This window comes from Rhizobium sp. Pop5 (assembly GCF_024721175.1).
Taxonomy (GTDB): Bacteria; Pseudomonadota; Alphaproteobacteria; order Rhizobiales; family Rhizobiaceae; genus Rhizobium.
On record NZ_CP099402.1, the window covers coordinates 898,121 to 924,212 of the forward strand.

The following is a 26,092-nucleotide window of genomic DNA, read 5'->3' on the forward strand; positions in this document are numbered from 1 at the left end:
GTCCGTGCGCACCGCCTTGTTTGCCGCCGCGGCCGAAGGCAGTTCGTCGCCGGTCGAAGCCATCGCCGCCGCGGCTAATGCTGACCTGCCCACCTTCATCAGGGATGCACCGCGAACTGAGCTCGGCGAAGATCACCATCTCCGGTGGCCGGGCGCTTGGCGGCGGAGAAGTCCAAGGAAGTCATCCTGCCGCTTGCCGACAAGCTCGGCGCTGCCGTCGGCGCCAGCCGTGCCGCCGTCGACGCCGGTTATGCGCCGAACGACTGGCAGGTCGGTCAGACCGGCAAGGTCGTCGCCCCGCAGCTTTGTATCGCCGCCGGCATCTCCGGGGCGATCCAGCATCTGGCCGGCATGAAGGGCAGTAAGGTCATCGTCGCCATCAACAAGGACGAGGAGGCGCCGATGTGCCAGGTCGCCGACTACGGTCTCGTCGCCGATCTTCGAGGCCCTGCCGGGAGCTCGATGGGGTGCTGCGAGCCGGCTCATGAACCTGAGCTTAGCGGTGGCGCACTATTGGCCGCGCCTCGCTCGAAGCGTCCCCCTCGACAATGATGCCGAGCCTATTGCCACGACACCGTGACCTTGATCGTTGTAACCTTTAGAGACCAAGACTGCGCCTGGCTTGCATGAAGCTGCGTGCATCGTTCAGGCAGTCGACGGCAAGGAGCCGGTCGCCGCTCAGATAGGACACGGTCATGCTGGCTTCTGTAGCGCCCAGTGTGGTCGTCGTACGATCGTAGCCCCGATTGAGACCAGCGATCTGCAATTTCGTTGCATATTGATCTGACCAGAACCAGGGGCGGGGATGGTAGGGAACATTCATACCGAGGATATTGCGTGCAACGTGTTCCGCCTGGTCGATTGCGTGCGGGACCGACTCGATCCGAATTACCTCACCGGCATGTTCGAACGCGGCGCAGTCGCCTGCGGCCCAGACTGCAGGGTCGGATGTGTGGCCGAATGCGTCGACAAGGATGCCACTTTGCGTGTCCAAGCCGGCACACTCTGCAAGACTTGTTTCAGGTCGGACACCGATCCCGACCACAACCGCGTCGAAAGACGGAGACGACCCGTGCTCCAACGTGGCCATGACCGCCGCACCGTCCGATTTGAGCCCAGCAAGGCCGGTACCCTCGCGGATGTCGACGCCTTGGGAGCGGTGCAATTCCCGAAAGTAGGCAGCCGTCGGTTCAGCGGCCACGCGGTTGAGGATACGTGGCGCCATCTCGACCAGCGTCACCGCGACACCAGCCTGGCGTGCGGCCGCTGCCACTTCTAGCCCGACATAGCCCCCGCCGACGACGAGAAGGCGAGCGCCGTGAACGAGAAGTGGTCGCAGTGCATCCGCATCTGCCTTGCTCCTCAGGTAGAAGATCCTGTCGATGCCTTCCGTCATACACGCCGGCAAGCGCACCGGACTGGACCCCATGGCAAGAACGAGATGATCGTAGGGCAATTGCGCTCGTGATGTCTCGACGGTCTTGCAGGCGAGATCGATAGAGAGTGCGGGTTCGTCGGGCCGTAGGTCTATCCCGTTTCGCTCGTAAAAGTCGTCATTGCGAAGCGACAGGCGCTCGGCCGCAAGCGTTCCGAGCAGGTATGCCTTGCTGAGCGGCGGGCGTTGATAGGGCGTCACCTCCTCAGCGCCGAGCAGCGTTATGACACCTTCGAACTTCTCCTGCCGCAGTGTTGCCGCCGCGGCGAAGCCGGCTTGCCCGGCGCCTATAATGACAACGCGCGTGGCCATGGTTTACATCCCCCTGGGGACGCGGATTATCGCGCCGTCAAGCCGAGCGTCCACCTTGATCTGGCAACCGAGTCGGCTGCCGGGTTCACGGGCCGCGGTGGTGAAATCGAGCATGTCATTTTCGTGGTCGCTGGCAGGATCGAGCCTGCTCGCGAGGTCCTCATCGATGATCACGTGGCAAGTCGCGCAGGCGGCGGCGCCATTGCATTCGGCGACGATACCCGTCACCGAATTCTGCAGGGCAACCTCCATCAGGCTGAGACCCAGGGATGCGTTGCATGCACGTGCGCTTCCGTCCGGAAGTATGAATGTGACGTTGGCCATTTTTTCCTCCTCTCAAACCTCCCAGGTCACGGGCAGGGTGGTCGGCCCGCGGAAAACCCATCCGTGAACGCGCACCTCGTCATGACGGGCAAGACGCAAATTGCGAAGGCGTTCGAATAGTCCGGGTACGACAAGACGACCAACCATATGGCGGGCAAGCCAGGCGCCGGCACAGAAGTGAGGGCCGGCCCCGAAAGCCAGATGCGATTTCTTTTCCCGGAAGACGTCGAAATGGTCGGGAGCCTCGAAGCGGCTTCCGTCGCGGTTGGCCGCGCCGACGCATAAGCCGATCTGGTCCCCCTCGTGCAGCTGGATGCCGGAAAAAACCACGTCTCGCGTCACTCGGCGCGGATACATGCCGATCGGCGAGATCCAACGGACGGATTCCTCGAAAGCCGTCGGCCAAAGGTTCGGGTCAGCCTTGACCCGTTCCAGCTGATCGGGGTTCTCGAGAAGTCCGAGCAACAGCGTCAGGATGGAGTCGCGTGGTTCGTTCAGGCCACCGCCAACCGCAACCTTGATATTCGCATAGATCTGCTCGAGGCTATGAGGATCCTCCGCATGGAGCATCGAAGACAGAACGGAACCGTTCGGCTGGTCACGATGGTAGGGCAGCGCGCGTTGGATTGCATCTTCAACGCCGCGTGCGGCGTCCTCCGCCTTTTGGGAGATTTCGGGATCGGCCGAGTAGTTGCCGGCGCCGTCGATCAAGGATTGCGACCAGAGCGCCATCGTCTGCCAGTCGATGTCGATGAAACCGAGCACCTCCGCCAATGCCCGGCCGGCCATCGGGGCGGCGAGCGCATTCAGCAGATCAGCCTCGCCGTCTTTCTCGAAAGTGGCGACCACCTCGTCGAAAATGATTTCCAGTCGCGGTGCCCAACAGGATTTGACCGCGCCCGGTCGCAGCGCTGGCTCGATGGCCTTGCGTTCGCGTGCGTGAAGCTCCCCATCCTTACGCATCATGGTGTGGCCCATGACCTTGTTGACGAGGGATTGCGGATTGACCGACGAGAATGTCTCAGAATCACGTTCCATGGCCACGACGTCGTCGTAGCGGGTCGCAACCATGATATTGGCGGCTTCGATCTTGACGATGGCAGCCATTTTGCGAGCGCGTTCGAAAGTCGGATAAGGATCCTTCAAAAGCTCGCCGAACGAGACATCCGAAATTGCGGGCACAGATCTTTGATCGTTTGCAGGCATTGTATCTCCTCCAATCTCGCCCTCCAGCGAGTTGCTCAGCGATGAAGTTACAAAGAGACTTTCCTTGCGACAATTGGATGGATACGATGAATGTCATCGGATTTTTCGATGACCCAGGAAAAGCGATGATTCCGGACGATTTGGCCCAGATCGATTTGAGATCGATGCATGTGCTTGTTGCAGTCCATGACGCAAGGTCGTTTTCTGCTGCGGCTGTGCAGTTGGATATCAGCCAGTCCACGGTGAGTTATGCGATCGACCGCCTTCGCCGCGCATTCCGCGACCCCCTCTTTGTGCGGCAGGGCAACAGCATTGCCGAGACGGACAAGTGCAAGGATCTCGTCTCGCAAGCGCGCGAGATCGTCGACCGCATGCTGGCGATTGCCGTACCGGAGGAATTCGATCCCGAGACCGCGGACGGTACAGTGACACTTTCATGCAATCACCACGAGCGCTTCCTGCTGCTGCCAACGTTCATCCCGGCCTTGCGGGCGGCGGCGCCGAAGGTGGTGCTCAATGTCTTGGAATCGGCCGTCAACGGAAAGCAGCAGTTGAAGGAAAACAGCGCCGATATCGTGCTTGGGCCAGTCCGCATCCTCGGAGAAGGCTATTTCCGTAGAAGGATATTCTCCGACCACTATTCCTGTGTCATGGATGCGCAAAATCCGCTTGCCGCCGATGAATTGACGCTTGAGCGCTTCCGCAAAGCCGCTCATGTCGCCGTCACGCACAACGGCCAATGGCAGGCGCTTTATTTCGCGGCGCTGCGTGAACACGACATCTTTCTCACGCCGCAGCTCACCCTTCCAAGTCACGATAGTATTGAACTAATGATTGCTGGCACGGACCTTGTTGCGACCATTCCCAACAGGCTGGCACGTGCCTACGGCGGGCGACTCTGCGTGCGGCGTTTTCCGGTTCACATTGCAATCGACATCGACATGTATTGGACAGAGCGGACCCATAAATCGGGCTTGCATCGCTGGGCACGGCAGTTGTTGGCTGACGTGACGACGTCATGTCTCAATCGGTCGCCGGACGGAGACGATCACCGCGAGTATCGGGGGGAGGTCAGTTCAGAACGATAACCGGTAGCCTCGGCCTTACTCCTTGATCGCCTTCTTTTCAACGGAACAGGTAAAAAGCCACTCCGATGAGCGCTTATTCGGCGGCGACGCTCGGAGGCTTCTTGGTCGGCCGTCGGGCTTCCGACGTCAATTCCGGAAATAGATGACCGGCATGCTCGATGACGTTCGCGCTCGTCTCCCGGATATGAAGCTCGATCAACTTTAATGCCGTATCGACATTCCGCTCCATGACAGCGTCAACGATCATCTTGTGTTCAACGTCCTTCTCCCGCCATTTCGTGCGAAACTGTGACGACATGCGTCGATACCGATGTGCGCGCTCAAAAAGCTTGGCTCTCATTTCGAGCAGCACTGGCGAGCCGCAGGCAGCAACAAGCGAATAGTGGAATTCGCCATGCACCACGCTCCACTCATCAGAAAGATAGTATTCTCCGCCGATGCGCTGCTGGAGCCTCTCCATTCGATGAAACGCGGAAAGGATATTGCCTTCCCAAAGGTCATCGCCCTTGCGTATCGCTTTGGCAAGTGCTTCTCGTTCAATGAGGACGCGTGCATCCGTAAGATCGTTGAGATCGGCAATCGAGACGGGTGCCACCACAAAACCACGCTGTCCTTCTGCAACCACAAGATTTTCTGCAGAGAGACGTGAGAGGGCTTCTCTCAAGGTCGAGAAACTTACTTCGTAGCGTTCACGCAGGCTTTCAAAGCGCAACTTCTCACCGGGTTTGAGATCGCAATTTACGATATCCCGTCGCATGCGTTGCAGCACGTCGCCGGCTCGTGTCTCGCCGCCTGCATTTTGTTTTTCCAAGATGGTCTCCCGGCTCATGTGTTGAGATGCCACACGTTTCAACCCTTATGGAAGTTTAGGGATAATTTCGAAAAAATCAATCTTGGCGAAATTTATCATTTCCATTCTGAAAAAACCGTATTCGAAATGCGCCCAATCATAAATTTCGTAAAACTCCATAATTTCGAAAATCCCTTGCATTGACGATCTAACTGGCGTATCAGAACTGCAGCGGAACAGAGCATCGCAATTTCAAGGGAGGAAGAAATGACGCACCTCGTGCACGCCATTGGGCACTTGAAGGTCAATGTGACGAACCCGGATGCGGTTATTCGTGATTCGACCGAAATTTTGGGATTGAGGGTTTCTCACCAGGAAAGGGATCAGACCTGGCTCAGCTCAAACGGGCGTGCGGCTGAGCTGGTGCTGGTCCATGGAGACGAGAATTCGGCCCACACGATCGGCCTTGAAGCCCTGACAAAGACCGACGTCGAGGCTGTGGCGTCGCGTATAGAGCCTGCCGGCTGCCGTATTCTGTCTCACCAACCAAGCCTGTCCTGCATGGATGCAGGCGTGACCTTCGCGACACCGGAAGGCTTGCGTTTCGAGGTCCATACGCCGATCCGCAACAACATTCGGGGGCAGCGTTTTCCCACGAACGGCATCATGCCGCGCCGCATTGACCACATCAATCTGATTTCGCCGGATCCGGTTGCCACCAGAGCGCAGCTTGAAGCTGTTGGGGGCATGAAGCTGTCCGAGCGTATGGTCAATGATGCGCTCAGTTGGATGTATGGCGGTAACCGCCAGCACCATGTTCTTGGTGTGGTCAAGGGTGCCGCAGCCGGGCTGCACCATGTCTCGTTCGAGTTTGTAGAGTTCAACATGTATTGCCGGCTCGGCGATATCCTCGACCGCTTTGACCGGCAACTTCTTTGGGGCCCAGGACGGCATCGTCCGGGCGACAATACCTATGCCTATTACACCGATGCCAGCGGCATGATGATCGAATGCTCTGGTCCGATGTCGCACATTGCTGACGACTTGAACTTCGAACCCAACGTCATAACGAACTTGGAACGCCCCGGTAACGTCCGCGACATGAACGTCTGGGGCACGCCTGCGCCATTGGAATGGCGTGAACATTTCCACCCCTTCACCAAGATCGTCTGAACAATCCGAGGTAAGATGTCATGCAACAAAAGCTCACGTTTATGTCGGACGGACTGAAGATATCAGCCGTGCTCCATATCCCGGACGCTCGCCAGGCCGGGCAGAAGCTCCCCGCATTCATCGTCTGCCACGGTTTTGTTGGCTCCAAGGATGAAAGTCACGCGCAGATTCAGGCCGAAATGATGGAAGCATTCGGCTATATCGCCTTGCGGTTCGATTTTCGCAGCTGCGGCGAAAGCGAGGGGGAGCGTGCGCAGGTGCGCTGCTTCGACCAGGTTGCTGATGCCAAGAACGCCCTGACGTTCCTTGCCGGCCGAGAGGAAGTGGATTCGGCGCGTATCGGCATAACGGGTCATAGTTTCGGTGCGGCCGTCTCCGTCTACACGGCAGGTGTTGACGAGCGTGTTGCCTGCTGCCTCTCGTCCTGTGGTTGGGGTAACGGCGAGCGAAAGTTCCGCGGCCAGCACCCGACGCCCGAATCATGGGATAAGTTCATCGGCATTCTCGAAAACGGTCGCAAGCATAAGCAGGAGACCGGCCAAAGCCTCTGGATGTCCCGCTTCGATGCCGTCCCGATCCCTGAACATCTGCGCAAGAACCTCTCGCCGAAGGCAATCATGGAGATCCCGGTCGAAACTGCGTGGTCGATGTATAATTTCCGTGCGGACGATGTCATCGGCAATATCGCGCCGCGCCCCTTGCTTTTGTTCCACACCGCCAATGACATCATCACGCCGACAAGTGAATCCATCCGCATGTTCGAGAGGGCCGGCCAGCCAACCGAACTCATGTTGATCGATACGACGGCGCACTTCCCGCTTGCACCAGGCGATGCGCCGCGCACCAAGGCGATGATGAAAGGTTGGCTGGACAAGTTCTTTCCGTCTCCGCTGGGCACTGCGTCATGAGTGGAGCTTCAGAGACAAAGCCTATCAGCAGGCAGGCACTCGAGGATTTTGCGGCGGCGCTGCTGCAGGCAGGCGGTTTTAGCGAACAATACGCAAAACAGTCCGCCGAGCTTCTGGTCTGGGCCAATATGCGGGGCGCCGATTCCCACGGCGTTTTGCGCATCCCACGCTACATCGAAATGGTGGAACTCGGCATCGTAAAGGGCTGCGCCGAGCCTGCCGTGTCGCATGAATTTGGCGCGATTTGCCGTTTGGATGGCAATCTTGTTCCGGGCGCAGTCGGGATGTCGATGGCGACGAAGAGGGCCATTGAGCTTGCCGGGACGTTCGGCATCGGTCTGTGCGAAATTTCCCGCATAAGCCATTCAGGCGCCATCGGTTATTTCGCTGAGAAGATCGCCCGAGCCGGAATGATCGGTATTGTCATGGCGGCCTCGAAGCCATTGATGGTCTATCATGGAGCACGGGGTGAGGGGGTTTCGACCAATCCGATTGCGATCAGTGCACCGGCTGGAGAAGGACAAAACCCTCTCATCTTCGATATGTCGACTGCAGCAGTCGCGCTCGGCAAGATCATGGCGGCAAAGGACGCGGGCCGCCCGATTCCTCCGGACTGGGCGGTGAACATTGAGGGCGTCCCGACAACCGATCCTTCCAAAGTCAAGGCGGTTCTACCGATGGCAGGACCAAAAGGCTCCGGTCTGTCGCTGATGATTGAGGTTCTGGTGAGCGTACTTGGTGGCAATCCGCTGATTTCAGCAGCCCTCTCGCAGAAAAAGGACAACGGCTTCAACGGCTTGGCAATAGCCATCAATCCCTTCGCGTTCGGATTGCCGCATGCGGTCGTGGAAGATATCGCGGCGCTGGCACGAGCCATCAAAGGCCTGCCGCCGGCGGCCGGCGTCAAGGAGGTGCTGTTGCCCGGAGAGCGAGGATTTCTGACGGCTGCAAGGCGAAGCGCGGACGGTATTCCCATTACCGCAGGTACCGCCAAGCGTTTGGCGGAGGAGGGTGTCAAGCGGGGCGTTGCTGTGCCGGCGGAATTTTCTTGACCGGCACCGCAGCGCTCTCGCGAAACGGCGCTGGCCGGCCCCCTCTCCTTCAAGAGATCTATCCGGGTTTGTTTTGGAAACTGAAATCACGATCGGCACTCCGCTGCATTTGGTCTGGAGTGTTCTCGATCATCTGCGGAGTTGCCGCGCTTGAAACGAAGTGCTGGCGCAGCTGAAGGGTCGCATCCGGTGTCGCAGCCGCCCGCGGCCGCATAGCGTGCCTGACATCGTCGACTGGTACATGCAGGGCAAGATCGAGATCAAAACCGATCACCGCCTGGCATTCGAAGACATCAACAAGCACGTCGAACTTCGGGCCAAAGCGTCCGTCGCGTGGTCGTCTGCTGACTGAGAGATTTGATTAGAATTCATAGCGTTGGGAGGATGACTTGCTGATTGGCACCCCGAAAGAGATATGGGAAGGCGAGGCCCGGGTTGCACTGACGCCCGAGAGCGCGCTCCAACTGCGCAAACTCGGATATGAGTGCGTCATCGAGACTGGTGCGGGCAGAGCGGCCGGATTTTCCGAGGATGCCTATCGTACAGCCGGCGTTGTCATAGTCGACACGGCGGCGGCGCTTTACGAAGCGGCCGACGTGATCGTTAAAGTGCGTCCGCCGGAAGCCTCGGAAGTACAGCGCCTACGTGCCGGCAAAACGCTGATCTCGTTTTTCTATCCCGGCCAGAACAACCAACTGCTGCAGCAGGCGAAGACCACCGGATCGACTGTCATCGCCATGGACATGGTGCCGCGCATCTCGCGCGCCCAGAAGATGGACGCGCTGTCGTCGATGGCCAACATCGCGGGCTACAGGGCGGTCATCGAGGCTGGGAGCAACTTCGGGCGGTTCTTCACCGGCCAGGTCACGGCCGCCGGCAAGGTACCGCCGGCCAAAGTGCTGGTTATCGGTGCGGGCGTGGCCGGTCTTGCCGCGATCGGAACGGCGACCTCGCTGGGCGCGATCACCTATGCGTTCGACGTGCGCCCGGAAGTGGCCGAGCAGATCGAGTCCATGGGTGCCCAGTTCGTCTATCTCGACTTCGACGACGAACGGCAGGATGGCGCCGCGACCGGCGGCTATGCGGCCCCGTCTTCGCCGGAGTTCCGACAGAAGCAACTTGCCAAGTTCCGCGAGCTCGCGCCGGAGATCGACATCGTCATCACCACAGCCCTGATCCCCGGCCGGGATGCGCCGAAGCTGTGGCTCGCGGATATGGTGGCGGCGATGAAACCGGGCTCCGTCGTCATCGATTTGGCGGCCGAGCGCGGGGGCAACTGCGATCTCACCGTGCCGGATCAGAAAACGGTCTCCGACAACGGCGTGATCGTCATCGGCTATACGGATTTCCCGAGCCGCATGGCGGCGCAGGCCTCGACGCTCTACGCGACCAACATCCGCCATATGCTGACGGATCTAACTCCGGGAAAGGATGGCGTGATCGTTCACAACATGGACGATGACGTCATCCGCGGGGCTACCGTCACCAAGGGTGGCGAGATTGCTTATCCGCCACCGCCGCCGAGGGTACAGGCGATCGCCGCCGCAAAACCGAAGGAAAAGGTGAAGGAGCCGACGCCGGAGGAAAAGCGGGCCCGGGAAATGGCCGCCTTCAAGGCGCAGACCAAGAACCAAGGCATCATGCTCGTCATCGGCACGGCGCTTCTGCTGCTGGTCGGCGTCTATGCGCCGTTGAGCTTCATGAGCCATTTTGTCGTCTTCGTGCTCTCCTGCTTCATTGGCTTCCAAGTAATCTGGAACGTGTCGCATTCGCTGCATACGCCGCTGATGGCGGTGACCAACGCCGTATCCGGCATCGTCATTCTCGGCGCGCTCTTGCAGATCGGCTCGGGTAATGGGCTGGTGGTGGCGCTGGCGGCCCTGTCGGTGCTGATCGCCACCATCAACATCGTCGGTGGCTTCCTCGTCACCCGGCGCATGCTCGCCATGTTCCAGAAAACTTAAGTGGCAGGGATCTTCACAATGACCATTGGTATCGTAGCAGCCGCCTATGTTGCGTCAGCGGTTCTCTTCATCCTCTCGCTCGGCGGCCTGTCCGGCCAGGAAAGCGCCAAGCGCGCCGTCTGGTACGGCATTGTCGGCATGACCCTCGCCGTTGTCGCCACAATCTTTGGTCCCGGCGTCGGCAATTGGTTCATCATCGCGCTGATGGTCGCTGGCGGCGCGGTGCTCGGTTACTATGTCGCCAGCCGGGTGCAGATGACAGAAATGCCGCAGCTTGTTGCGGCGCTGCATTCCTTCGTCGGCCTCGCCGCCGTGTTCATCGGCTTCAATGCCCATCTCGAGGCGGTTCATGTCGCCGGTCTTAACGAAGCATCCCGCGCAACGCTCACCGGATTTGCCGCCATTCTGGCGCGCAAGGACATGGTGGAAATGTCGATCATGAAGGTCGAGGTCTTCCTCGGCATCTTCATCGGCGCGATCACCTTCACTGGCTCGGTCGTCGCCTTCGGCAAGCTGGCCGGCAAATTGGATGGCAAGGCCCGGAAACTGCCGGGCGGTCATCTGCTGAATGCCGTTGCCGCCATCGCCACGCTCGTGCTGCTGGTGATGTTTTTTAACGGCGCCGGAACCTGGACGCTGGTGCTGATGACGACACTCGCCTTCTTCATCGGCTACCACCTGATCATGGGCATCGGTGGTGCCGACATGCCGGTCGTCGTCTCGATGCTGAACAGCTATTCCGGCTGGGCGGCTGCGGCGATCGGCTTCACGCTCGGCAACGATCTTCTGATCGTCACCGGCGCCCTGGTCGGCTCCTCGGGTGCGATCCTCTCCTACATCATGTGCAAGGCAATGAACCGCTCCTTCGTCTCGGTCATCCTCGGCGGCTTCGGCGCGGTTGCCGGCCCAGCCATGGAAATACTTGGTGAGCAGGTAGCGATCGATGCAGAAGGTGTCGCGAGTGCGCTAAACGAGGCCGACAGCATTATCATCGTCCCCGGCTACGGCATGGCTGTGGCACAGGCCCAACAGTCGGTGTCGGAACTGACGCGCAAGCTACGCGCCGCCGGCAAAAATGTCCGTTTCGCCATCCATCCGGTGGCCGGCCGCTTGCCCGGACATATGAACGTTCTGCTCGCTGAAGCCAAGGTACCCTACGACATCGTGCTCGAAATGGACGAGATCAACGACGACTTCCACGAGACCGACGTCGTCATCGTCATCGGCTCCAACGACATCGTCAACCCGGCTGCCCAGGAAGATCCGAACTCACCGATCGCGGGCATGCCAGTGTTGGAAGTCTGGAAGGCCAAACAGGTCTTCGTCTCCAAGCGTGGCCAGGGAACCGGATATTCCGGCATAGAGAACCCGCTCTTCTACAAGGACAACACCCGTATGTTCTATGGTGATGCGAGGAAGAGCTTGGATCAAGTCTTACCATTTTTCGCCTAGCCAATTTCGGTATCCACTGAGCGAACGCCGTCCTATCATAGACTTCGCACGACGCTGACATGGTACCGAGATCGGACCGGATTTCTCTTTCGTAGGATTGGCCATGGATCAGACTTAAGAGACCGTCACCGTATCAACACCCGTAAGTGCCTCGTCTCAACGAAAGTGGCGCCGTTCGGTGGTATCATCCAGTCGGGCCAAGGACGCGAAGGCTCGAAATACGGTATCGACGACTATATCGAGATCAAATATCTCTGCCTTAGCATCTGATTTGCTCGGGCCGAGATGGGCCTCGGACGCAATCCCGGCGCGTGTGTTGTCTGGACGGCAATCGCGCTGGCGGCGTTCTCGGCGGGATTTCAAACTGACTTGGCGCCGCTGTAGGCAAGGGATCGTTCGGCCAATTCGAGACTCAGTCGCTTGAGCGATTGTCAGGAGAGGGCGTCAATGGAATTGCGGCTAACGAAAGATCCCTCTTCTTGGTCGGCAACGCGGTAAAGCTCGGGAGGCTTCTCCCAGTAGGCACGTAAACGCTTATATGGCACACAAATGTTGATTGAATCAGCTCTTTTGAGCTGCTGTGTCAGCCCCCGAGATTATTTGTTCACCGTCCGTGTCCATCTGCATGCGACGAAGGCCTATTTGCAGCAATGGGGCAAACCTCTGGCATTCTACAGCGTTGCGCCCGATCCGTGCGTCGGAGAAGACCGGACGAGCGGCCTGACGCAGTTCGGGGGGCTCTCTCTGAACTCAACATCGATATCATCTGCGCCAACACCCCGCAGGCCAAGGGACGCGTGGAAGAGGCCAACCAGACGCTGCAGGATCGCATGGTCAAGAACTGCGGCTGCGCGGCATCGACACGATCAACGCGGCCAACGCCTATGCGCCGGTATTCATGGCGGACTTCAATATCGAGATTTATCCACCCACGCTTTGGTCCGGTCACCTTCATCGTTCGCGGAAACGGTCCACCCGGCAAGTTGTTCGAGTAGCATCGTCAGTTCACTTTCGTCAGAGACGGCGCCGAATATCACACGGTCTGGACGAACGACGATCGCGCGGAAACCCCGCTCTGACAGCCAACTTTCTAATATATGCTCTTCTTCCTCAAATCCATCCGCAACGCCGAACTCAAAAAGCGCTATGGCGAGCCGGGATAATTGATTCCGAACCGCATCGGTGATGTTCAAGCCCTTGGCAATGACGACAAAATCGTTCCCAAGCACATCGTCAAACAGTATCGATATACCGCCCACCACCACGCGCGGCTGTGGGCAAACTTCACCGGCACCAGGTGCCGGCCGGCCATTACTTGCAAAGCCGATGGCGCCGTCAGCTATCGGGGGAAAGAGGCTCTGCCTGATAACGGTACCCTTTCCTTCCGCTACCAGGGCCTTCATCGCCGCATTTCTTGCCTCCGCCCGTTCTTGATCGATTTCGCATATGACCTCACCCAAGCTTTTGGTTATAGAAATGACCTTGTGGACGAGAGGCCTTCGCTCCTGCTCGTAGGTATCCAGTAATTTCGCGGGACCTCCCTGTAGTGCGCTGGCGATCTTCCAACCGAGATTCGACGCGTCCTTGATACCCTGAACCATCCCCTGCGCGAGGAAAGGCGGCGTCATGTGACAGGCGTCTCCAGCGAGAAACACGTTGCCCTTGCGCCAGGATTCAGCGACCAAGGCATGGAACCTATAGGTCGCCGAGCGCCAGATTTCCGCCTGCCCCGGCTTCAGCCACGGAGAAAGAAGTTCCCAGATGCGCTCCGATCGATTGATCTCTTCGCCAGTTTCGCCAGGCAGCAGCATGAACTCCCAGCGCCGCAAGTTCCCCGGTAGCACCACGAATGTGTGTGGCCTGGCGGGGTTGCAGAACTGTACGTTCGTCTCCGGCAGATTGACGTCTTCGTCACCTAGAACGACGTCGATCACGAGCCATGGTTGGTCGAACACAAGGTCCTCAAACCTAATATCGAGAGTGCGCCGGACGAAACTGTTGCCACCGTCACACCCGACGACGAACGTCGCATTGACCGAGATCGTATCTCCCGTGTCCATTTCCCGAAGCGACAGGCGGGGACTAGAGGGATCGTCGAGTGAGACTACCTCGACGCCGGTCATAATCGTCACCGTCGGTGAATTTCTTGCCTTGTCTCGCAAAATGCGCTCAAGAGGCGGCTGCACAAAGGTGAGATAGGCGGGCCATCCGAGTTTATGGGGACGCGCCGGCGAAATGAACCTGCGCAGCAACGTGCCATCGGCAGCACGATACTCCGAATCCCTGTATTCTCCGACGATAGAGGCGAGATCGTCGGCCACACCCAAACCCTGAAAGACGCGCATGACCTCGTGGTCCATGCCGATCGCGCGCGGAAGAGCAAACACGTCATCGCGCGCGTCTATTCCCAACACGGAAATCCCGAAGCTTCCTAGAAGGTTGCAAAGTGTGATGCCCACCGGGCCGAGCCCAATGACGACCACCTGGAATTCAGCCTTGGCAAGCTGCTTGAAATCGATCTTTCCCATCACTTGATCCGTTATCCAGTCCGCCCGCGCGACGGGCGCAAAGCTCGTTTTTGATCCGCTCTCTGTCAGTGCCCGAGGAAGGCTTTCCTGACACCCGGGTCATCCATCAGCGTGTCGGCGATACCCTGCCCAACTATACGGCCTGCTTCGAGAAGATAACCGCGGTTCGCAAGCGCGAGGCTGGCACGGACGTTCTGCTCGACGACAAGCATCGATATGCCGCTGTCCCGAACACGCCTCAACGCCTGGAAGAGTTCGCCCACGACGATCGGAGCCAGCCCCAGACTCGGCTCATCGAGCAACAAGACGTCCGGCTTCGACATCAGTGCCCGCGCTACAGCCACCATCTGCTGCTCACCGCCGGACATGGTGCCGACGCGCTGCCGGCTGCGTTCAGCAAGGCGTGGAAATAGCGTCAGCACCTCTTCGCGCCGAGCGTCCGCCCCCTGGCGTGCCCGTCTGGGATTTGCGCCGAGGCGAAGGTTTTCGTCGACCGTCATTTCCGTGAAGACCCCGCGTCCTTCCGGGACATGAGCGATCCCAAGCTCGACGAGCTTATGTGGGGCGATCCTTGCGATCTGCTTGTCGCGGAAGACCACTTCGCCGTTGTCAGCAAGTCGCACCATGGAGGTAAGTCCTCGCAGCAATGTCGATTTGCCCGCTCCGTTCGCCCCCAGTATGGCGACGCACTCGCCCGGCCCCACCTTGATGGAGACCTCGTTCAGCGCAAGGTGCTTTCCGTAACGAACCGACAGGTTCCGGGCCTCAAGCATCTTCGAAATCTCCCAGATACGCAGCGACCACCTGCGGGTTGGTCAGAACCTGCGAGGTCGGGCCGTCGGCGATCTTGAGCCCGGCACTCATCACCACGCAGCGGGGACAGATTTCACGGACCGCTTCCATAATGTGCTCGACGAGGATGATCGTCATGCCCTGCGCCTTCAAGGTGCAGATGAGGTCGATGCCGGTACGCAAGTCGGTTGGGTTTAGTCCCGCAAGCCATTCGTCCAGCAACAGGATGTCGGGTTTCGCCGCTATGGCACGGGCAAGCTCCAGCCTCTTCTGGTCGATGTAGTTCAGACTGCTCACCTCTACGTCGCCCCTGCCCCCCAATCCGACCGTGGCAAGCGCGCCGTTTGCTCGTTCGCGCGCAGCACGCCCCCACAATCGGTCGCGACCGAAGGCAAGCGACAGCACGATGTTATCTCGCGCATTGAGGGACTGTGCCAGACGCACGAGCTGGAAGGTACGCGCGATGCCGAGCCGCGCCCTGAGATGAGCGGCCAGCTGCTGCACCGGCTGGCCATTGAGGCGCACCTCACCTGATGTCGGGGTCAGGACCCCCGAGATCAGGTTCATGACCGTGGTTTTTCCCGATCCGTTGGGTCCGAGCAGACCCAGGACCTCGCCCTTCGAAACCTCGAAGTCGACGTCTTTCACGGCCACAAGGCCTCCGAACTCCTTGCGGAGGCCGCGAAGTTCAAGCGCGACGCTCATTGGACACCTCCTTGGCCAGATTCTTACGATCCTTCCGGTGTACAAGATGCTTCCATAACTGCTCGAACCGGGCGAGTACGCCTTCGGGGAACAGGAAGACGATCCCTATGAACAGCAGGCCGAGGATGATGGAGTAGTGGTCGGGGAAGCGGCCCGAAAGCCATTCGAACAAAAAGAACAGGGGCACGGCACCGCAGACCGGACCCCACAGACGAGACGCTCCTCCGAGCAAGGCCATGATCAGCGTGAGGAAGGAAATCGTTGGGTTGAAGACGATGCTCGGCTCCACATAGGTCCACCGCGGCGCTTGCACTGCCCCGACGAGCGTGATGAACACCGAACTGATGGAGAACAGGATCAACTTGACCCGCGTGACATCTACGCCCGCATGCCGGGCGACCACCTCGTCGTCACCGATGGCCCGCACCGCCAGCCCAAGCCGCCCTCGATCTATCCACCACCGAACCGCGAGCGCGACGGCGGCAATGGCAAGGAGCATGTAGAAGATCTGGTACGCTTCGACGTCCACGAAGATATACCGCCCGAGGGTGCCCGAGATGTTCACCTCGTACCAGGTGAGCAACTGTCTCACCATCTCGGCGAGGCCGAATGTAAAGATGACGAAATAGATGCCCGACAGTCTCAGGGTCGCCAGACCGACAACGAGGGAGGCGACAAATCCCACCAATGCTGCTGCGGCCAGGATGGCGTAGAAGGGTAGATGGTCAGCAAGAGCGGCGACCGTGTAGGCCCCTGTCCCGCAAAAGGCGACCGTGGCGAGCGACACATATCGCGTCGGGCCTGAAAACAGCGCCCAGCTCGAACAAAGGGCGACATAACTCATCACGCCGATCGCAAGACCAAGCCCGTAGTCGTCGACGAACATGGGAACGAGGGCCAGTAACGTCAGAATGGCCGCGAGTACGATTGGGAAGAAGAGGTTTTTCATGGTCGTTCTCAGCCGAACAGGCCGTTCGGCCGCCATAGCAGCACGGCCAAGAAAATCGCGTATATCGCAGCCAGTGTCAGGCCCGGATCGACCACAGCGGACACCCCGGCTTCCACAAGTCCAAGGATCAAGCCAGCGGCCATCGCCCCCGCGAGGTTTCCCACACCGCCCATGATCACCACCACGAGCGCTTTCATCGTGAGGAAAACACCGTCGGTGGGCGTGAACGGTTGATACATGGAGAGGACGACACCTCCTGCGGCTGCGAGCGCGCCGCCGACGGCGAAGGCGGAACGTGCCTGGCGTTCGTTATCGATGCCGACGAGCGGCGCGAAGCCCGGCCGCGTCGCCACCGCCCGTGTTGCCATGCCCCACCGGGTCTTCTGCATCGCCAGATAAAGGCTACCGCCGACCGCCACTGCCAGAAGCGCCCCGACCAGACGCCCGCTGGAAATTTTGGTGCCGAAAATGTCGACGGGCACTTCGAGCCAGTCATAGCCCCTGAAACCGCTGCCGAACGAAGACAGGTAGACGCCCTGGAGGAGGAACATCAGGCCGAATGTCGCGAGGATCGAATCCACCTCGAGCCTCCCTGTTTTGCGGGAGCGCCTTTCCAGCGGACGCATGATGAGGTCGTAGCAGAGATGGGAAGCGAGATAGCAGAGCGGCACGACCAGAAGGAACGCCACGAATGGGTTCAGCCCGGCGGCTGAAACCGCCAGGTAGGTCAGGAACGATCCGCCGATCACGAACTCGCCGTAAGCAAGGTTCATGATGCGGGCGACGCCATACTGTATGGTCAGACCGAGTGCCATCAGCGCGAAAGTGCCGCCCAGCACCAGTCCGACGACGAGAGTCGTGACCATTGGAGTCTCCTTTGCGCTTATGCCCAGGCTGGCTTTGGAATCACGGCCTTTACGGCTCCCGCACGGTCAGCGGGACCCACACCGACGAACTTTCCACCCTGCCACTGGCCGAGCAGCCAGAGGTCCGTCATCCGGTTTTTCTTGAGCTTCACATTGCCAATGATGGTCTCGAAGCTGCCGGACGCGATCTCCTCCGTCACGGCGTCGCGGTCGAGGCCGCGCCTCTCGATCGCCTGTTGAAGGATCTGGAGGCTGGTATAGATGACCGAACTCGCCCAATAGTCCGGCGGGGTGCCGAGCAGTTTCTTGTGGCGCGCGACATAGGCCTGCATTTCCGGCCGTGAATTATCGATCCCGCCGAGGCTCATTACGCCCTCGACCTTGCCCTCGTTGATGTCCGAATAGATGGGGAAGCTCGTGCCGACCCCGGTGTAGAAGACTTTCGGATTGAACGAGTTCAAACGCGCCTGCTTGGCGATCGCGAAGCTGTCGGGCGGGTACGACAATGCCATGAACACGTCGGCGCCCGATGCGGCGACTTCGTTCAGCAGTCCAGTAAAGTCCTGCGTCCCGATGGGGTAGGACTTGTCCATCACGATTTCGAGGCCAGCTTCCGGCAATTTGAGCCGCGCTTCCTTGACCAGTTCAATGCCGAAACCGTCAGCCACCGAGATGATCGCCAGCTTTTTGTTGGTGGCGTCGCCAGCCGCTTTCACTGCGTCGGCGAACGTGGAAGCGTACCCGCTCGCGGCTCCGAGGAACCAGAAGCTCCGCTTCCACTTCGCATGGACGTCGATCTCGTCCGGAATGAGTGACGTTCCGATGAGCTGAGGATAGCCGAAGCGGTCCATCAGCGGAGCCACCGCCAGATTGAATGCCGTTCCCCACGGCGGAAGTATGAAGTCGACCTTGTCCTGGCGAGCCAAGCGTTCGATGCCACGAACAACCTCTTCTGTTGTCGAGCGGTCGTCATACGCGACGACCTCGATTGGAAGGCGACTGCCGTCCGGCAGCTTCAGCCCTCCGGCCGCTTTCACGTCCGCCGCCCAAAGCTCGTAGTTCGGGATGGTCGTCGATCCTGCACCGGGCGCATTCACGCCTGTCTTGGAAACAACATAGCCGATCTTGACAGACTTCCGATCGTCGGCCGCGCGCGCCGAAAACCCAGCCGCAAGGACGGCCGCCGATCCTGCTCCCGCGAGTATACTGCGTCTTGTCAGTCTCATCGTGATCTTCCTCCTCAAAGGATACCGAGCCGAATGCGGACATGCCTCGTCGTTCGGCAAGCCTAATCGGCCGACCGCGCTGTCATGTCAGAATCTTCGAGACGCCGCCGCTAGTGGGCGCCGAGCAGGACGACCGCGATGGTAGCGGGCTTGTCGTTCGGATTGCGCCAGCCATGTCGGGCACCGTGCTGCACGAACGTGTCGCCGGGCTTCAACTCGACGATCACGCCATCGTCAAGTTCAAGGCTGATCCGGCCGTCGAGTACCACGCCGTAGTCCAGCGTCGGCGTCTTGTGCATGCCGGGATTTTCCATTTCGAACGTCTCTGCGATCCCGGGCGCTGCTGTGAGGTGCTCGGGGCCGGCGAGTTCAGGTTTGAAGTCATGCGACATAAAGACGGCGTCCGGGGGGAACGTGATCAACATGAAGGTCGACCCTCCGGGCGGCTGGAGCAACGTGCCTTCAGCTGCCATCGGGTCCGTGCCATTGTACGGTACCGAGGGAACCTCGGACGTCGTCCAGATCGGAGCCGATACAAAGCCCGGCGTATGTTGGAGTGCCATTTCCCTGGGCGAAGGCCCGTCGCTAATGACCACTGCTTTGCCGGCGGCGTTCTCGCCGAGGACGACACGTCTGACTGTCATGAAAACCTCCCGCATGACATTAAAAGCAAATGGCCTCCCGGTTTTCCGGCAAGCCCCGGTATTTAGGGATGGATCACGTAGTTGGAGAAGCCACCATGACGTTGCGCTATACCCGAGATCGCCTTGTTGACCTCTGCCAGTGGATAGCAGTGGGTCTCAAGGATGGAGAAGTCTGCCACGCCGGACGCCACCATGTCCGCCATCTCCTGCCCTTCCTGGGCCGTGAACCATGCCGACCCGTAGAGCCTCTGATTGTGGTCCATCAGCCAGTGGACATCGATCGGGATTTCCCCGGCGACAGCGCCGATGTCCACGGCGACACCGCCACGGCGCAGGCCGCGCAGGCCCTGGAGGAAAGTCTCCTGTTTGGCACCGGGACCAAGGCAATCGATAAAGGCATCCACCCCTTCCCCGTCGGTATGAGCAAGCGCAAAGTCGGTTACGCTGCCTTCGTCGATGGAAAAGACTTCGATCCGGTTGGGCGCAAGTGCCTTGATTTCCTCAAGGAGCTTCTTGTCGCGGCCAGTACCAAGGATCTTGTTCACCCCAAGAGCGAGCCCGAACACCGCCGCACCAATCCCCAGCGTGCCGCTGATACCGTTCACTAGGATGGTGTCACCAGGTCCCGCCTTGACCTTCTTGAGAGCCGAATAGGCCGTTCCCATGTAGCCCAGACGCGCAGCCTGGTCGAATGTCATGTTGTCGGGAATGGTCACGATCGCGGAAGCGGGGGCAACCATATATTCGCTGAGGCCCCCAATTGGATAGTCGTCGAACGTCTGCAGCGCCTCCGTGCTGAAGCCGAAATAGCCTTGGAAAGCATAGTGGCGGCAGGAAATATGATCTCCGTGACGGCAATGACGGCAAGTCCCGCAGCTGCGACCGGGATTGACATAGACGCGGTCACCCGGCTTGAGGCTGCGGACGCCGCTGCCAACGGCCGCGATTTCACCGGCGGGATCGAGGCCGAATACCGCAGGAAGCGGTGGCTGCGGCATATGCGGGAACCATGTCGGCCAATTGGCAAGAATGTTGTGCAGATTGGGCACGATACCGCAGGCTCTCACTCGGACAAGAACATCCATGTCGCCAGGTTTCGGCATCTCCAGCATTTCGATCCTCATTGCGTCACCGACCGCATGCATGCGCGCAGCCGTCATCGTTGTGGGGATATTCATTGCTTTCCTCCGATTGCTAAAATCGCCAGCCCTCCAGCTGGCGCCGCCATACGGAGAGAGCTACTACAATAATTTCGAAATTTCAAGCGATTTCGTAAATATCATTTCTCGTCCGATATGGCCGGGATCGAACTGCCAGTGGCGCCAGGCATCCAGACGACCGGTGCGGCACCGGCCTGCCCCGCGTTGGGAGCATAATATTGGCGGAGCTTCAAACTTCTGCACCATCGACGGATTTGCCGCGACCGGTCCAACGCTCAACAAAATGCGGAGCCAGCAGATGACATACTTGCCAATCGACCTCGCGATTGTTTACGATATTATATGTATTTTCGAAATTAGAGGATATTTTCGAATGCGATATGTAAGCTGCATCCACGACGGTGCGTCACGATATGGTTGTGTCACTGGTCATTCTGTTTGCGATCTCGGCCTGCGGACGGGCCTCCCCGACCTGAAGAGCCACATCGCATCGCATTTCGACAACCTCGGTCGGGAATCCGATCTCAAGACGGATTTCGACCTCGCCGACGTGGTGCTTCAGCCTGTAATTCCTAATCCCGAGAAGGTCATCTGCGTGGCGATCAACTATCGTGAAAGCGATTCTCCTTCCCCGGACGAGCCTGAATACCCCGTTGTCTTCACCAGGTTCGCCAATGCCCAGACAGGTCATAACACACCGCTGCTCAAGCCAGACGTGTCTGACAAATTCGACTACGAAGGCGAACTGGCCGTCATAATAGGTCGGGCGGGCCATAAGATCGACGAATCCGACGCCCTCGCACATGTTGCAGGCTACTCGTGTTTCAACGACGGCAGCGTCCGTGATTGGCAGAAACACTCTTCCCAATTCACGCCTGGCAAGAACTTCGTACAATCTGCCGGATTCGGACCTTGGATGGTGTCCGCCGACGAGATTCCCGATCCCTCGGGGTTGGATCTCTGGACCAGGGTAAACGGCGAACTGCGTCAGTCGACCAATACCAGACGTATGATGTTCCCCATACCGTGGCTGATCTCCTACCTCAGCCAGTTCACGAGGCTGGAACCGGGCGATGTTATCGTCACCGGCACTCCAAAAGGGTTCGGTTCCAGCCTTCAGCCGCCAAGGTTCCTTCAGGTCGGCGATGTCGTGGAAGTGGAACTCGAAGGCATTGGCGTATTGCGAAACCCTGTGGCCTAAGAAACGCCCCTTCGATGATTGGGAACAGTGGACGCGACGCTCTCAGTCAAAAGACGGGCAGCCGACCGACATGGCCGGGTCGCGGGGGCTTGCCGGCTAAGATGCCAGGCGCTTGTCCGGTGGTCGGTATTCTCCCACGACAGGAGATGGCATGGCTCTGTGTTCCAGCCGAAAGCTCGAGAGAAGTTTTCGGAGCTCAGCACTTTCGTTCACAAGACCAGCGCCCCCAGCACTCATCTGTTCGACCATGGAGCATTCTGCTGGGTGGCTTGATCCATGTGATTGACGGCCATATTAACCTCGGAAAGCCCAGTCGACTGCTCCTGCGCGACCACGGAAATTGCAGCCATGTGCCGGTTGATGTCGCGGACAAGGCTATCGATGTCCGCGAGCCCTTGGCCGGTTTGGTTTACGAGCTTGATAGGCCAATGCGGATGTCGTCTCGCTTAGGCGACGCTCGGCCTCCTCTTCGGTGCGCCTTTGATCGTCCATCCGTCTTCGATTGGTGGTCTTTCTCATACCTGCCGCCTGCTGCTACAACTCCCGCTTCTCTATCTCTGCAACGCGAAAATGCACGAGCGCTCTTGCGATCTGCCTGGCCTCGTCATCGCGCTCCATCAACGGCACCTCAGTCGTGGCATCGCCGTTCGTCAACGCTGCCAGTCCGTTCTACGAGAACTGAGCCCATTCAAGCCAGTTGCAAAATCCCACTGAAATGCCGGCAGCAACTGTTCGATGCTCTTCTTCGCATCGCCCGTCTTCTGGTTGATCCCGTAGCGCTTCGAAAGCGCTCTCAGGCTCTCTTCACTATTTTGTATTGCTCGACGGATTGCCACCTCTGTCGTCGTGGCGCTCCCGTGTAAAACCTGGCCCATAGTGCTTCCCTCCATTCCAAGGAAAATAATGCACCATCAAATGTGCCGGGATCAAACACCTAGGGCATGAAGGCAAGCGGCCGCTCAGAGCGGCTGCTTTTCAATGGCGACTTCCTGATGAATGACATTCAGGAAATAGCGAACGGCAGGAGAGAGGAAGCTCCGTGACCGATGGACGATGTCGAACTGACGGCGGAGTGTGGTCGCCGGGTTTTCTAGCTCGACTATCCCTGTTGATGCCGACAGGTTCTGGCGCGACATGAAGCTCAGCAGATCAGTCTCTTCGAGAATGAAGGGCGCGGCAACAAGAGGCGTTGCAGTAACTGCAGCATCTGGAGCTGGGTACCCCGCAGCAATGAATACCTGCTCAAGCCACTGTCGTGTCGAGACAGCAGGCGTCGGCAAGACCCATGCAAATCTCGACATTGCCGCCAGAGTGGGTTCCTCATGAACTAGCGGATGGTCTTTACTCGCGACGACTACGACGGTGTCGCTCAAAAGCGGCGCTGAAACAATCCATCCGTCGGCTTCAACAGGACGTCCGGGACGGACAATGATGTCGATCGAACCGGCCTTGAGAGCGTCCTCCAACACGTCATCCATCGCGGTGCGGATTAGCAAATGAAGGTCCGGCGCCTTTTCCCGCAATGTGCGGCAAACGCGCGGAAGAAAAAATTGAGCGATCGACGCCGAACAGCCGACGCGCACCGTTCCTGCGATCCCCTTGCGAAATGACGAGACCTGAGTGCGGATATCCTCAAGGTCATGCGCCAGCAACTGATACCGCTCCTGCAGGAGTTCACCGGCTTCGGTTAGGACGATGCCGCGCCCTGCCCTGTCGAAGAGCGCAACACCATAGGCATCTTCCAACCGCTGGATGCACTTCGACAGGGCAGGCTGCGACAGGTTCAGTGCCTCGGCTGCGCGCCCGAGATGGCCGAACTCGGCAACCTTGAGGAAGTAGCGAAGGTCGCGAAGGTCCATTGATTACCCAGAGTTATGAAAGGTTGAAAATTCGCGAATAGACTTGCGGAGCCGCTGGGTCAATAAGCAGTCCCGGTTTTCGGCAATCTGCCACAACGAGCAGATCGAGAACATTTTTTTATTGGTCGCCGGGAGGAACCGTTGCGGCCCCGCTTACAGTGACGGCAAGCGCCGTCGGGAGGACCTTGTGATCGCCAGTCTCGGCTATCTGATGATAGCGTCGTTCCTGATCTCCGTGATCAGAAAGCATATTTCCGTTTTTGCCGGGCTCATCGGCGTGTCTATTGTCTTCGGCGGCGCTTCGGCGCTCTGGACCACCGGATCGATCGATCCGATCTTCGGCTGGTTCCGCGACGGGCTTTTCTACACCGTCAACGATGCAGGCAAAGTCAACCTCGGCACCATCAACCCGACAATCATGATCCTTTTCGCGATTATGTATTTCAGCATCATGATGAATGTCGGGCTGTTCGACCCTCTCTGCACATTCCTTATCCGCCGCGCCAAGGGCGATCCTCTCAAGATCCTGATGGTCACGGTTTTCGTGACATCGGTGGTGACGCTCGACGGCGACGGCACAACGACCATCCTGATCATCACCAGCACGTTCGCGCCGCTCTTCCGCCGCATGAACATGAAGCTTTCAAACCTGGCAATGCTGATCATCCTGCCAACCGGTCTCGGCAACTGTCTGCCGTGGGGCGGCCCGCTCGTGCGTGCTGCGGCCGTTCTGAAGGTCGAGGTCAACGAACTCTTCATTCAGATCCTGCCGATCCTTGCCGTATCGCTCGTCTACATTTTCTTCCTTGCCTATTTCATGGGCCAGAAGGAGCGCAGGCGGCTTGGATTCGATTCTGAAGGCTGCGGACCAGATCGACCGTCAGCAGATCGAAGAGATGGTCAATGTCATCCTCGACAATGACAAGGAGCTGAAGCGCCCGCGGCTCTTTCTGTTCAATCTGGCCCTGACCGTCGCAACACTGGTCGCCGTCCTGATGGGCTGGGTCGGCGGAGCACTTGCCTTCACCATCGCCACTGCGGTCGCGCTCGCCGTCAACTACACGGCCGCCGAACAGCGCGAGCGCATCACGGCCAATGGCGGCGATGCGATTGCCGTGACATCGATCATCATTGCGGCCGGCTTCTTCCTCGGCGTCCTCAGCGGCAGCGGTATGTCGACGGCTATCGCCGAGACGCTGACGCATCTCATTCCGGAATCGCTTGGCAGCCACGTCGGCATCATCTTCGCACTGGTCGGCGCGATCGCCTGCTACGCGCTTCCGATCGATGCCTACTATTTCGGCATCCTTCCGGTCATCGCACCGATCGGCGCCAAATACGGCCTAACTCCGCATGAAGTCGGCATGGCTTCCTTCATGGGTCAGGCCATCCGCTACGGCTCGCCGACGGTTGCCTGGCTCTTCCTTCTGATGGACCGCACCGAGATGTCGTTCGCCGACTATCAGAAGGAATTCTTCAAATATTCGATCCCGATGTTCGTCATTTTCATCGTGGTCGCAATCGTGACTGGCGTTCTTCCGGTCTGATGCCGGAAGCATAACTCGAAGGACAATCCATGCAGACTTTGGGCTTTCTTGGTTTCGGCGAGGCTTCCTACAATATCGCCGAAGGCCTGCGCGACGAGGGGATGACAGGCATTCGCGCCTTCGACGCGGCCTGGCAGCGCGAGCCGAATGCCTCGCTCATTCAGGAACGCGCCGGCAGGTCCGGCGTGGTCCTTGAGGCATCTGCGGCGGATCTTATCGGCAAGGTCGACATCGTCGTCTGCTCGATCAGCGCAAACATGGCGGTCCCGGTCGCCGAGCAGAGCGCTGCGCTATTGCGGCCCGAACAGATCTATGTCGACCTCAACTCGGCAGGTCCCGACACCAAGACGAGTGTCGATCGCATCATCTCGCCCCGCGCCACCTTCGTCGACGTCGCCGTTATGGGAACGGTGCCCGGAAACCGTCACAAGGTTCCGATGCTGGCATCGGGCAAGGGCGCCGTCGCCATCGCTGATTATCTCAATCGCTTCGGCGCAAAGGTGACGGCGATCGACGGACCGGCAGGCAAGGCCTCGGCTTCGAAGATGTTTCGCAGCATCTTCATGAAGGGCTATGTGATGCTGCTTCTCGAGGCAGTGGTTGCCGGGCGCCAGTTCGGGCTCGAAGACGATGTGCTCGATTCGATCCGGGCGTCGCTCACCACGGACGACTTCATCAAGCAGGCAACCGACCTGATGGCCCGAGGCGTTATCCACGCCGAGCGGCGTGAGCACGAGATGGACGAGGTCATCGCGACGCTAAACAGCCTCGGCGTCGACGCGACCATGTCCATTGCCGCGAAAGACAAGCTCGCCTGGTGCGTCAAGCAGGGCTTCCGCGAACACTTCAACGCCAAGCCACCGGAAGACTACCACGACATTTTCGCCGTGCTGGCAAAGTAATCTGAACGG

General features: G+C 59.1%; 25 protein-coding genes and 4 pseudogenes. 13 read left to right on the forward strand and 16 right to left on the reverse strand.

The features are described 5' to 3' along the window. Window position 1: 1 nt before the first annotated feature. Window positions 2-441: pseudogene (locus NE852_RS32315) on the forward strand (electron transfer flavoprotein subunit alpha/FixB family protein); the annotation flags it as partial. Window positions 442-598: 157 nt separating this feature from the next. On the opposite strand, the gene NE852_RS32320 reads toward NE852_RS32315, so the two are convergent. From NE852_RS32320 to NE852_RS32330, 3 genes are read right to left on the reverse strand one after another with little or no spacing between them, the layout of a single operon-like run. Then, a complete protein-coding gene (locus NE852_RS32320) occupies window positions 599-1,747 on the reverse strand; it encodes an NAD(P)/FAD-dependent oxidoreductase (protein WP_008532842.1) in 1,149 nt (382 codons plus the stop codon). A 3-nt stretch (window positions 1,748-1,750) separates the two neighbouring features. Then, window positions 1,751-2,071 carry a 2Fe-2S iron-sulfur cluster-binding protein gene (locus tag NE852_RS32325; RefSeq protein ID WP_008532841.1) on the reverse strand — a complete coding sequence of 107 codons (321 nt, stop codon included), beginning with the start codon at window positions 2,069-2,071 and terminating at the stop codon, window positions 1,751-1,753. A 12-nt stretch (window positions 2,072-2,083) separates the two neighbouring features. Beyond that, window positions 2,084-3,277: a cytochrome P450 gene (locus NE852_RS32330; RefSeq protein WP_008532840.1), complete on the reverse strand. Its 1,194-nt coding sequence runs from the start codon at window positions 3,275-3,277 to the stop codon at window positions 2,084-2,086. A gap of 86 nt (window positions 3,278-3,363) precedes the next feature. On the opposite strand from NE852_RS32330, the gene NE852_RS32335 reads away from it, so the two are divergent. Continuing rightward, a complete protein-coding gene (locus NE852_RS32335; protein WP_258157079.1) occupies window positions 3,364-4,365 on the forward strand; it encodes a LysR family transcriptional regulator in 1,002 nt (333 codons plus the stop codon). Between the two features lie 73 nt (window positions 4,366-4,438). Here the strand turns inward: NE852_RS32335 and NE852_RS32340 are convergent, their stop codons facing one another. Further along, the gene (locus tag NE852_RS32340) at window positions 4,439-5,194 is read right to left on the reverse strand and encodes a GntR family transcriptional regulator (RefSeq protein WP_008532838.1); all 756 of its coding nucleotides are present in this window, start codon (window positions 5,192-5,194) and stop codon (window positions 4,439-4,441) included. A gap of 228 nt (window positions 5,195-5,422) precedes the next feature. Between NE852_RS32340 and NE852_RS32345 the strand changes: the two genes are divergently transcribed. Genes NE852_RS32345 through NE852_RS32355 form a run of 3 tightly spaced genes read left to right on the forward strand, consistent with a single transcriptional unit; the run spans window position 5,423 to window position 8,288 of the window. Next, window positions 5,423-6,328, forward strand: coding sequence for a VOC family protein (locus NE852_RS32345; RefSeq protein ID WP_008532837.1), 906 nt, complete (start codon window positions 5,423-5,425; stop codon window positions 6,326-6,328). Window positions 6,329-6,348: 20 nt separating this feature from the next. After that, window positions 6,349-7,236, forward strand: a complete 888-nt coding sequence (locus tag NE852_RS32350) for an alpha/beta hydrolase (protein ID WP_037174183.1) — start codon at window positions 6,349-6,351, stop codon at window positions 7,234-7,236. Beyond that, on the forward strand, window positions 7,233-8,288 hold the full coding sequence (locus tag NE852_RS32355; protein ID WP_008532834.1) for an Ldh family oxidoreductase: 1,056 nt from the start codon (window positions 7,233-7,235) through the stop codon (window positions 8,286-8,288). Before NE852_RS32350 ends, NE852_RS32355 begins: the two co-directional genes overlap by 4 nt. Window positions 8,289-8,346: 58 nt before the next feature. Here the strand turns inward: NE852_RS32355 and NE852_RS32830 are convergent, their stop codons facing one another. Further along, a complete protein-coding gene (locus tag NE852_RS32830) occupies window positions 8,347-8,592 on the reverse strand; it encodes a hypothetical protein (RefSeq protein WP_128623618.1) in 246 nt (81 codons plus the stop codon). An 85-nt stretch (window positions 8,593-8,677) separates the two neighbouring features. On the opposite strand from NE852_RS32830, the gene NE852_RS32365 reads away from it, so the two are divergent. The 4 genes and pseudogenes from NE852_RS32365 to NE852_RS32380 all read left to right on the forward strand — a co-directional run. Further along, complete coding sequence (locus tag NE852_RS32365; protein WP_008532832.1) at window positions 8,678-10,252, forward strand: Re/Si-specific NAD(P)(+) transhydrogenase subunit alpha; 1,575 nt, start codon at window positions 8,678-8,680, stop codon at window positions 10,250-10,252. An 18-nt stretch (window positions 10,253-10,270) separates the two neighbouring features. Then, a complete protein-coding gene (locus NE852_RS32370; protein ID WP_008532831.1) occupies window positions 10,271-11,704 on the forward strand; it encodes an NAD(P)(+) transhydrogenase (Re/Si-specific) subunit beta in 1,434 nt (477 codons plus the stop codon). Window positions 11,705-11,758: 54 nt separating this feature from the next. Beyond that, complete coding sequence (locus tag NE852_RS32835) at window positions 11,759-11,974, forward strand: aldehyde dehydrogenase family protein (RefSeq protein ID WP_374992026.1); 216 nt, start codon at window positions 11,759-11,761, stop codon at window positions 11,972-11,974. A 348-nt stretch (window positions 11,975-12,322) separates the two neighbouring features. After that, window positions 12,323-12,617 (forward strand): annotated as a pseudogene (locus NE852_RS32380) (ISNCY family transposase); the annotation flags it as partial. On the opposite strand, the gene NE852_RS32385 reads toward NE852_RS32380, so the two are convergent. From NE852_RS32385 to NE852_RS32420, 8 genes are all read right to left on the reverse strand, one after another. After that, window positions 12,613-14,232 carry a bifunctional 3-(3-hydroxy-phenyl)propionate/3-hydroxycinnamic acid hydroxylase gene (locus NE852_RS32385; RefSeq protein WP_008532829.1) on the reverse strand — a complete coding sequence of 540 codons (1,620 nt, stop codon included), beginning with the start codon at window positions 14,230-14,232 and terminating at the stop codon, window positions 12,613-12,615. The pseudogene NE852_RS32380 and the gene NE852_RS32385 sit on opposite strands and share 5 nt — an antisense overlap. 65 nt (window positions 14,233-14,297) lie before the next feature. Continuing rightward, window positions 14,298-15,005 (reverse strand): ABC transporter ATP-binding protein, encoded by a 708-nt coding sequence (locus NE852_RS32390; RefSeq protein ID WP_008532827.1) that lies wholly within the window; start codon window positions 15,003-15,005, stop codon window positions 14,298-14,300. Continuing rightward, window positions 14,998-15,729, reverse strand: a complete 732-nt coding sequence (locus NE852_RS32395) for an ABC transporter ATP-binding protein (RefSeq protein WP_008532826.1) — start codon at window positions 15,727-15,729, stop codon at window positions 14,998-15,000. Before NE852_RS32395 ends, NE852_RS32390 begins: the two co-directional genes overlap by 8 nt. Continuing rightward, entirely contained in the window at window positions 15,713-16,678 is a 966-nt protein-coding gene (locus NE852_RS32400) for a branched-chain amino acid ABC transporter permease (protein WP_008532825.1), read from the reverse strand. Before NE852_RS32400 ends, NE852_RS32395 begins: the two co-directional genes overlap by 17 nt. A gap of 8 nt (window positions 16,679-16,686) precedes the next feature. After that, a complete protein-coding gene (locus NE852_RS32405) occupies window positions 16,687-17,544 on the reverse strand; it encodes a branched-chain amino acid ABC transporter permease (RefSeq protein ID WP_008532824.1) in 858 nt (285 codons plus the stop codon). A gap of 17 nt (window positions 17,545-17,561) precedes the next feature. Continuing rightward, a complete protein-coding gene (locus tag NE852_RS32410) occupies window positions 17,562-18,770 on the reverse strand; it encodes an amino acid ABC transporter substrate-binding protein (RefSeq protein WP_258157081.1) in 1,209 nt (402 codons plus the stop codon). 110 nt (window positions 18,771-18,880) lie between these two features. Further along, window positions 18,881-19,414 (reverse strand): cupin domain-containing protein, encoded by a 534-nt coding sequence (locus NE852_RS32415; protein WP_037174200.1) that lies wholly within the window; start codon window positions 19,412-19,414, stop codon window positions 18,881-18,883. A gap of 62 nt (window positions 19,415-19,476) precedes the next feature. Continuing rightward, window positions 19,477-20,592, reverse strand: a complete 1,116-nt coding sequence (locus NE852_RS32420; RefSeq protein ID WP_008532820.1) for an alcohol dehydrogenase catalytic domain-containing protein — start codon at window positions 20,590-20,592, stop codon at window positions 19,477-19,479. A gap of 355 nt (window positions 20,593-20,947) precedes the next feature. On the opposite strand from NE852_RS32420, the gene NE852_RS32840 reads away from it, so the two are divergent. Further along, window positions 20,948-21,775, forward strand: coding sequence for a fumarylacetoacetate hydrolase family protein (locus NE852_RS32840; protein ID WP_037174199.1), 828 nt, complete (start codon window positions 20,948-20,950; stop codon window positions 21,773-21,775). A 96-nt stretch (window positions 21,776-21,871) separates the two neighbouring features. Here the strand turns inward: NE852_RS32840 and NE852_RS32430 are convergent. From NE852_RS32430 to NE852_RS32440, 3 genes and pseudogenes are all read right to left on the reverse strand, one after another. Further along, a pseudogene (locus tag NE852_RS32430) lies at window positions 21,872-22,197 on the reverse strand (hypothetical protein); the annotation flags it as partial. A 333-nt stretch (window positions 22,198-22,530) separates the two neighbouring features. Next, a pseudogene (locus NE852_RS32435) lies at window positions 22,531-22,650 on the reverse strand (IS481 family transposase); the annotation flags it as partial. Between the two features lie 84 nt (window positions 22,651-22,734). Further along, window positions 22,735-23,634 carry a LysR family transcriptional regulator gene (locus NE852_RS32440; protein WP_008532815.1) on the reverse strand — a complete coding sequence of 300 codons (900 nt, stop codon included), beginning with the start codon at window positions 23,632-23,634 and terminating at the stop codon, window positions 22,735-22,737. A 187-nt stretch (window positions 23,635-23,821) separates the two neighbouring features. Between NE852_RS32440 and NE852_RS32445 the strand changes: the two genes are divergently transcribed. From NE852_RS32445 to NE852_RS32455, 3 genes are read left to right on the forward strand one after another with little or no spacing between them, the layout of a single operon-like run. Further along, entirely contained in the window at window positions 23,822-24,556 is a 735-nt protein-coding gene (locus NE852_RS32445) for an SLC13 family permease (protein WP_258157082.1), read from the forward strand. Beyond that, entirely contained in the window at window positions 24,477-25,181 is a 705-nt protein-coding gene (locus NE852_RS32450; RefSeq protein ID WP_258157083.1) for a TRAP transporter large permease subunit, read from the forward strand. The genes NE852_RS32445 and NE852_RS32450 overlap by 80 nt, the downstream gene beginning before the upstream one ends. Window positions 25,182-25,210: 29 nt before the next feature. Next, entirely contained in the window at window positions 25,211-26,083 is an 873-nt protein-coding gene (locus NE852_RS32455; RefSeq protein ID WP_008532813.1) for an NAD(P)-dependent oxidoreductase, read from the forward strand. Window positions 26,084-26,092: the final 9 nt, after the last annotated feature.

Bases quoted from the DNA above. Each gene is read 5' to 3' on its own strand.
- NE852_RS32320 (WP_008532842.1), bottom strand. From the start codon at position 1,747: ATGGCCACGCGCGTTGTCATTATAGGCGCCGGGCAAGCCGGCTTCGCC.
- NE852_RS32325 (WP_008532841.1), bottom strand. From the start codon at position 2,071: ATGGCCAACGTCACATTCATACTTCCGGACGGAAGCGCACGTGCATGC.
- NE852_RS32330 (WP_008532840.1), bottom strand. From the start codon at position 3,277: ATGCCTGCAAACGATCAAAGATCTGTGCCCGCAATTTCGGATGTCTCG.
- NE852_RS32335 (WP_258157079.1), top strand. From the start codon at position 3,364: ATGAATGTCATCGGATTTTTCGATGACCCAGGAAAAGCGATGATTCCG.
- NE852_RS32340 (WP_008532838.1), bottom strand. From the start codon at position 5,194: ATGAGCCGGGAGACCATCTTGGAAAAACAAAATGCAGGCGGCGAGACA.
- NE852_RS32345 (WP_008532837.1), top strand. From the start codon at position 5,423: ATGACGCACCTCGTGCACGCCATTGGGCACTTGAAGGTCAATGTGACG.
- NE852_RS32350 (WP_037174183.1), top strand. From the start codon at position 6,349: ATGCAACAAAAGCTCACGTTTATGTCGGACGGACTGAAGATATCAGCC.
- NE852_RS32355 (WP_008532834.1), top strand. From the start codon at position 7,233: ATGAGTGGAGCTTCAGAGACAAAGCCTATCAGCAGGCAGGCACTCGAG.
- NE852_RS32370 (WP_008532831.1), top strand. From the start codon at position 10,271: ATGACCATTGGTATCGTAGCAGCCGCCTATGTTGCGTCAGCGGTTCTC.
- NE852_RS32385 (WP_008532829.1), bottom strand. From the start codon at position 14,232: ATGGGAAAGATCGATTTCAAGCAGCTTGCCAAGGCTGAATTCCAGGTG.
- NE852_RS32390 (WP_008532827.1), bottom strand. From the start codon at position 15,005: ATGCTTGAGGCCCGGAACCTGTCGGTTCGTTACGGAAAGCACCTTGCG.
- NE852_RS32395 (WP_008532826.1), bottom strand. From the start codon at position 15,729: ATGAGCGTCGCGCTTGAACTTCGCGGCCTCCGCAAGGAGTTCGGAGGC.
- NE852_RS32400 (WP_008532825.1), bottom strand. From the start codon at position 16,678: ATGAAAAACCTCTTCTTCCCAATCGTACTCGCGGCCATTCTGACGTTA.
- NE852_RS32405 (WP_008532824.1), bottom strand. From the start codon at position 17,544: ATGGTCACGACTCTCGTCGTCGGACTGGTGCTGGGCGGCACTTTCGCG.
- NE852_RS32410 (WP_258157081.1), bottom strand. From the start codon at position 18,770: ATGAGACTGACAAGACGCAGTATACTCGCGGGAGCAGGATCGGCGGCC.
- NE852_RS32415 (WP_037174200.1), bottom strand. From the start codon at position 19,414: ATGACAGTCAGACGTGTCGTCCTCGGCGAGAACGCCGCCGGCAAAGCA.
- NE852_RS32420 (WP_008532820.1), bottom strand. From the start codon at position 20,592: ATGAATATCCCCACAACGATGACGGCTGCGCGCATGCATGCGGTCGGT.
- NE852_RS32840 (WP_037174199.1), top strand. From the start codon at position 20,948: ATGCGATATGTAAGCTGCATCCACGACGGTGCGTCACGATATGGTTGT.
- NE852_RS32440 (WP_008532815.1), bottom strand. From the start codon at position 23,634: ATGGACCTTCGCGACCTTCGCTACTTCCTCAAGGTTGCCGAGTTCGGC.
- NE852_RS32455 (WP_008532813.1), top strand. From the start codon at position 25,211: ATGCAGACTTTGGGCTTTCTTGGTTTCGGCGAGGCTTCCTACAATATC.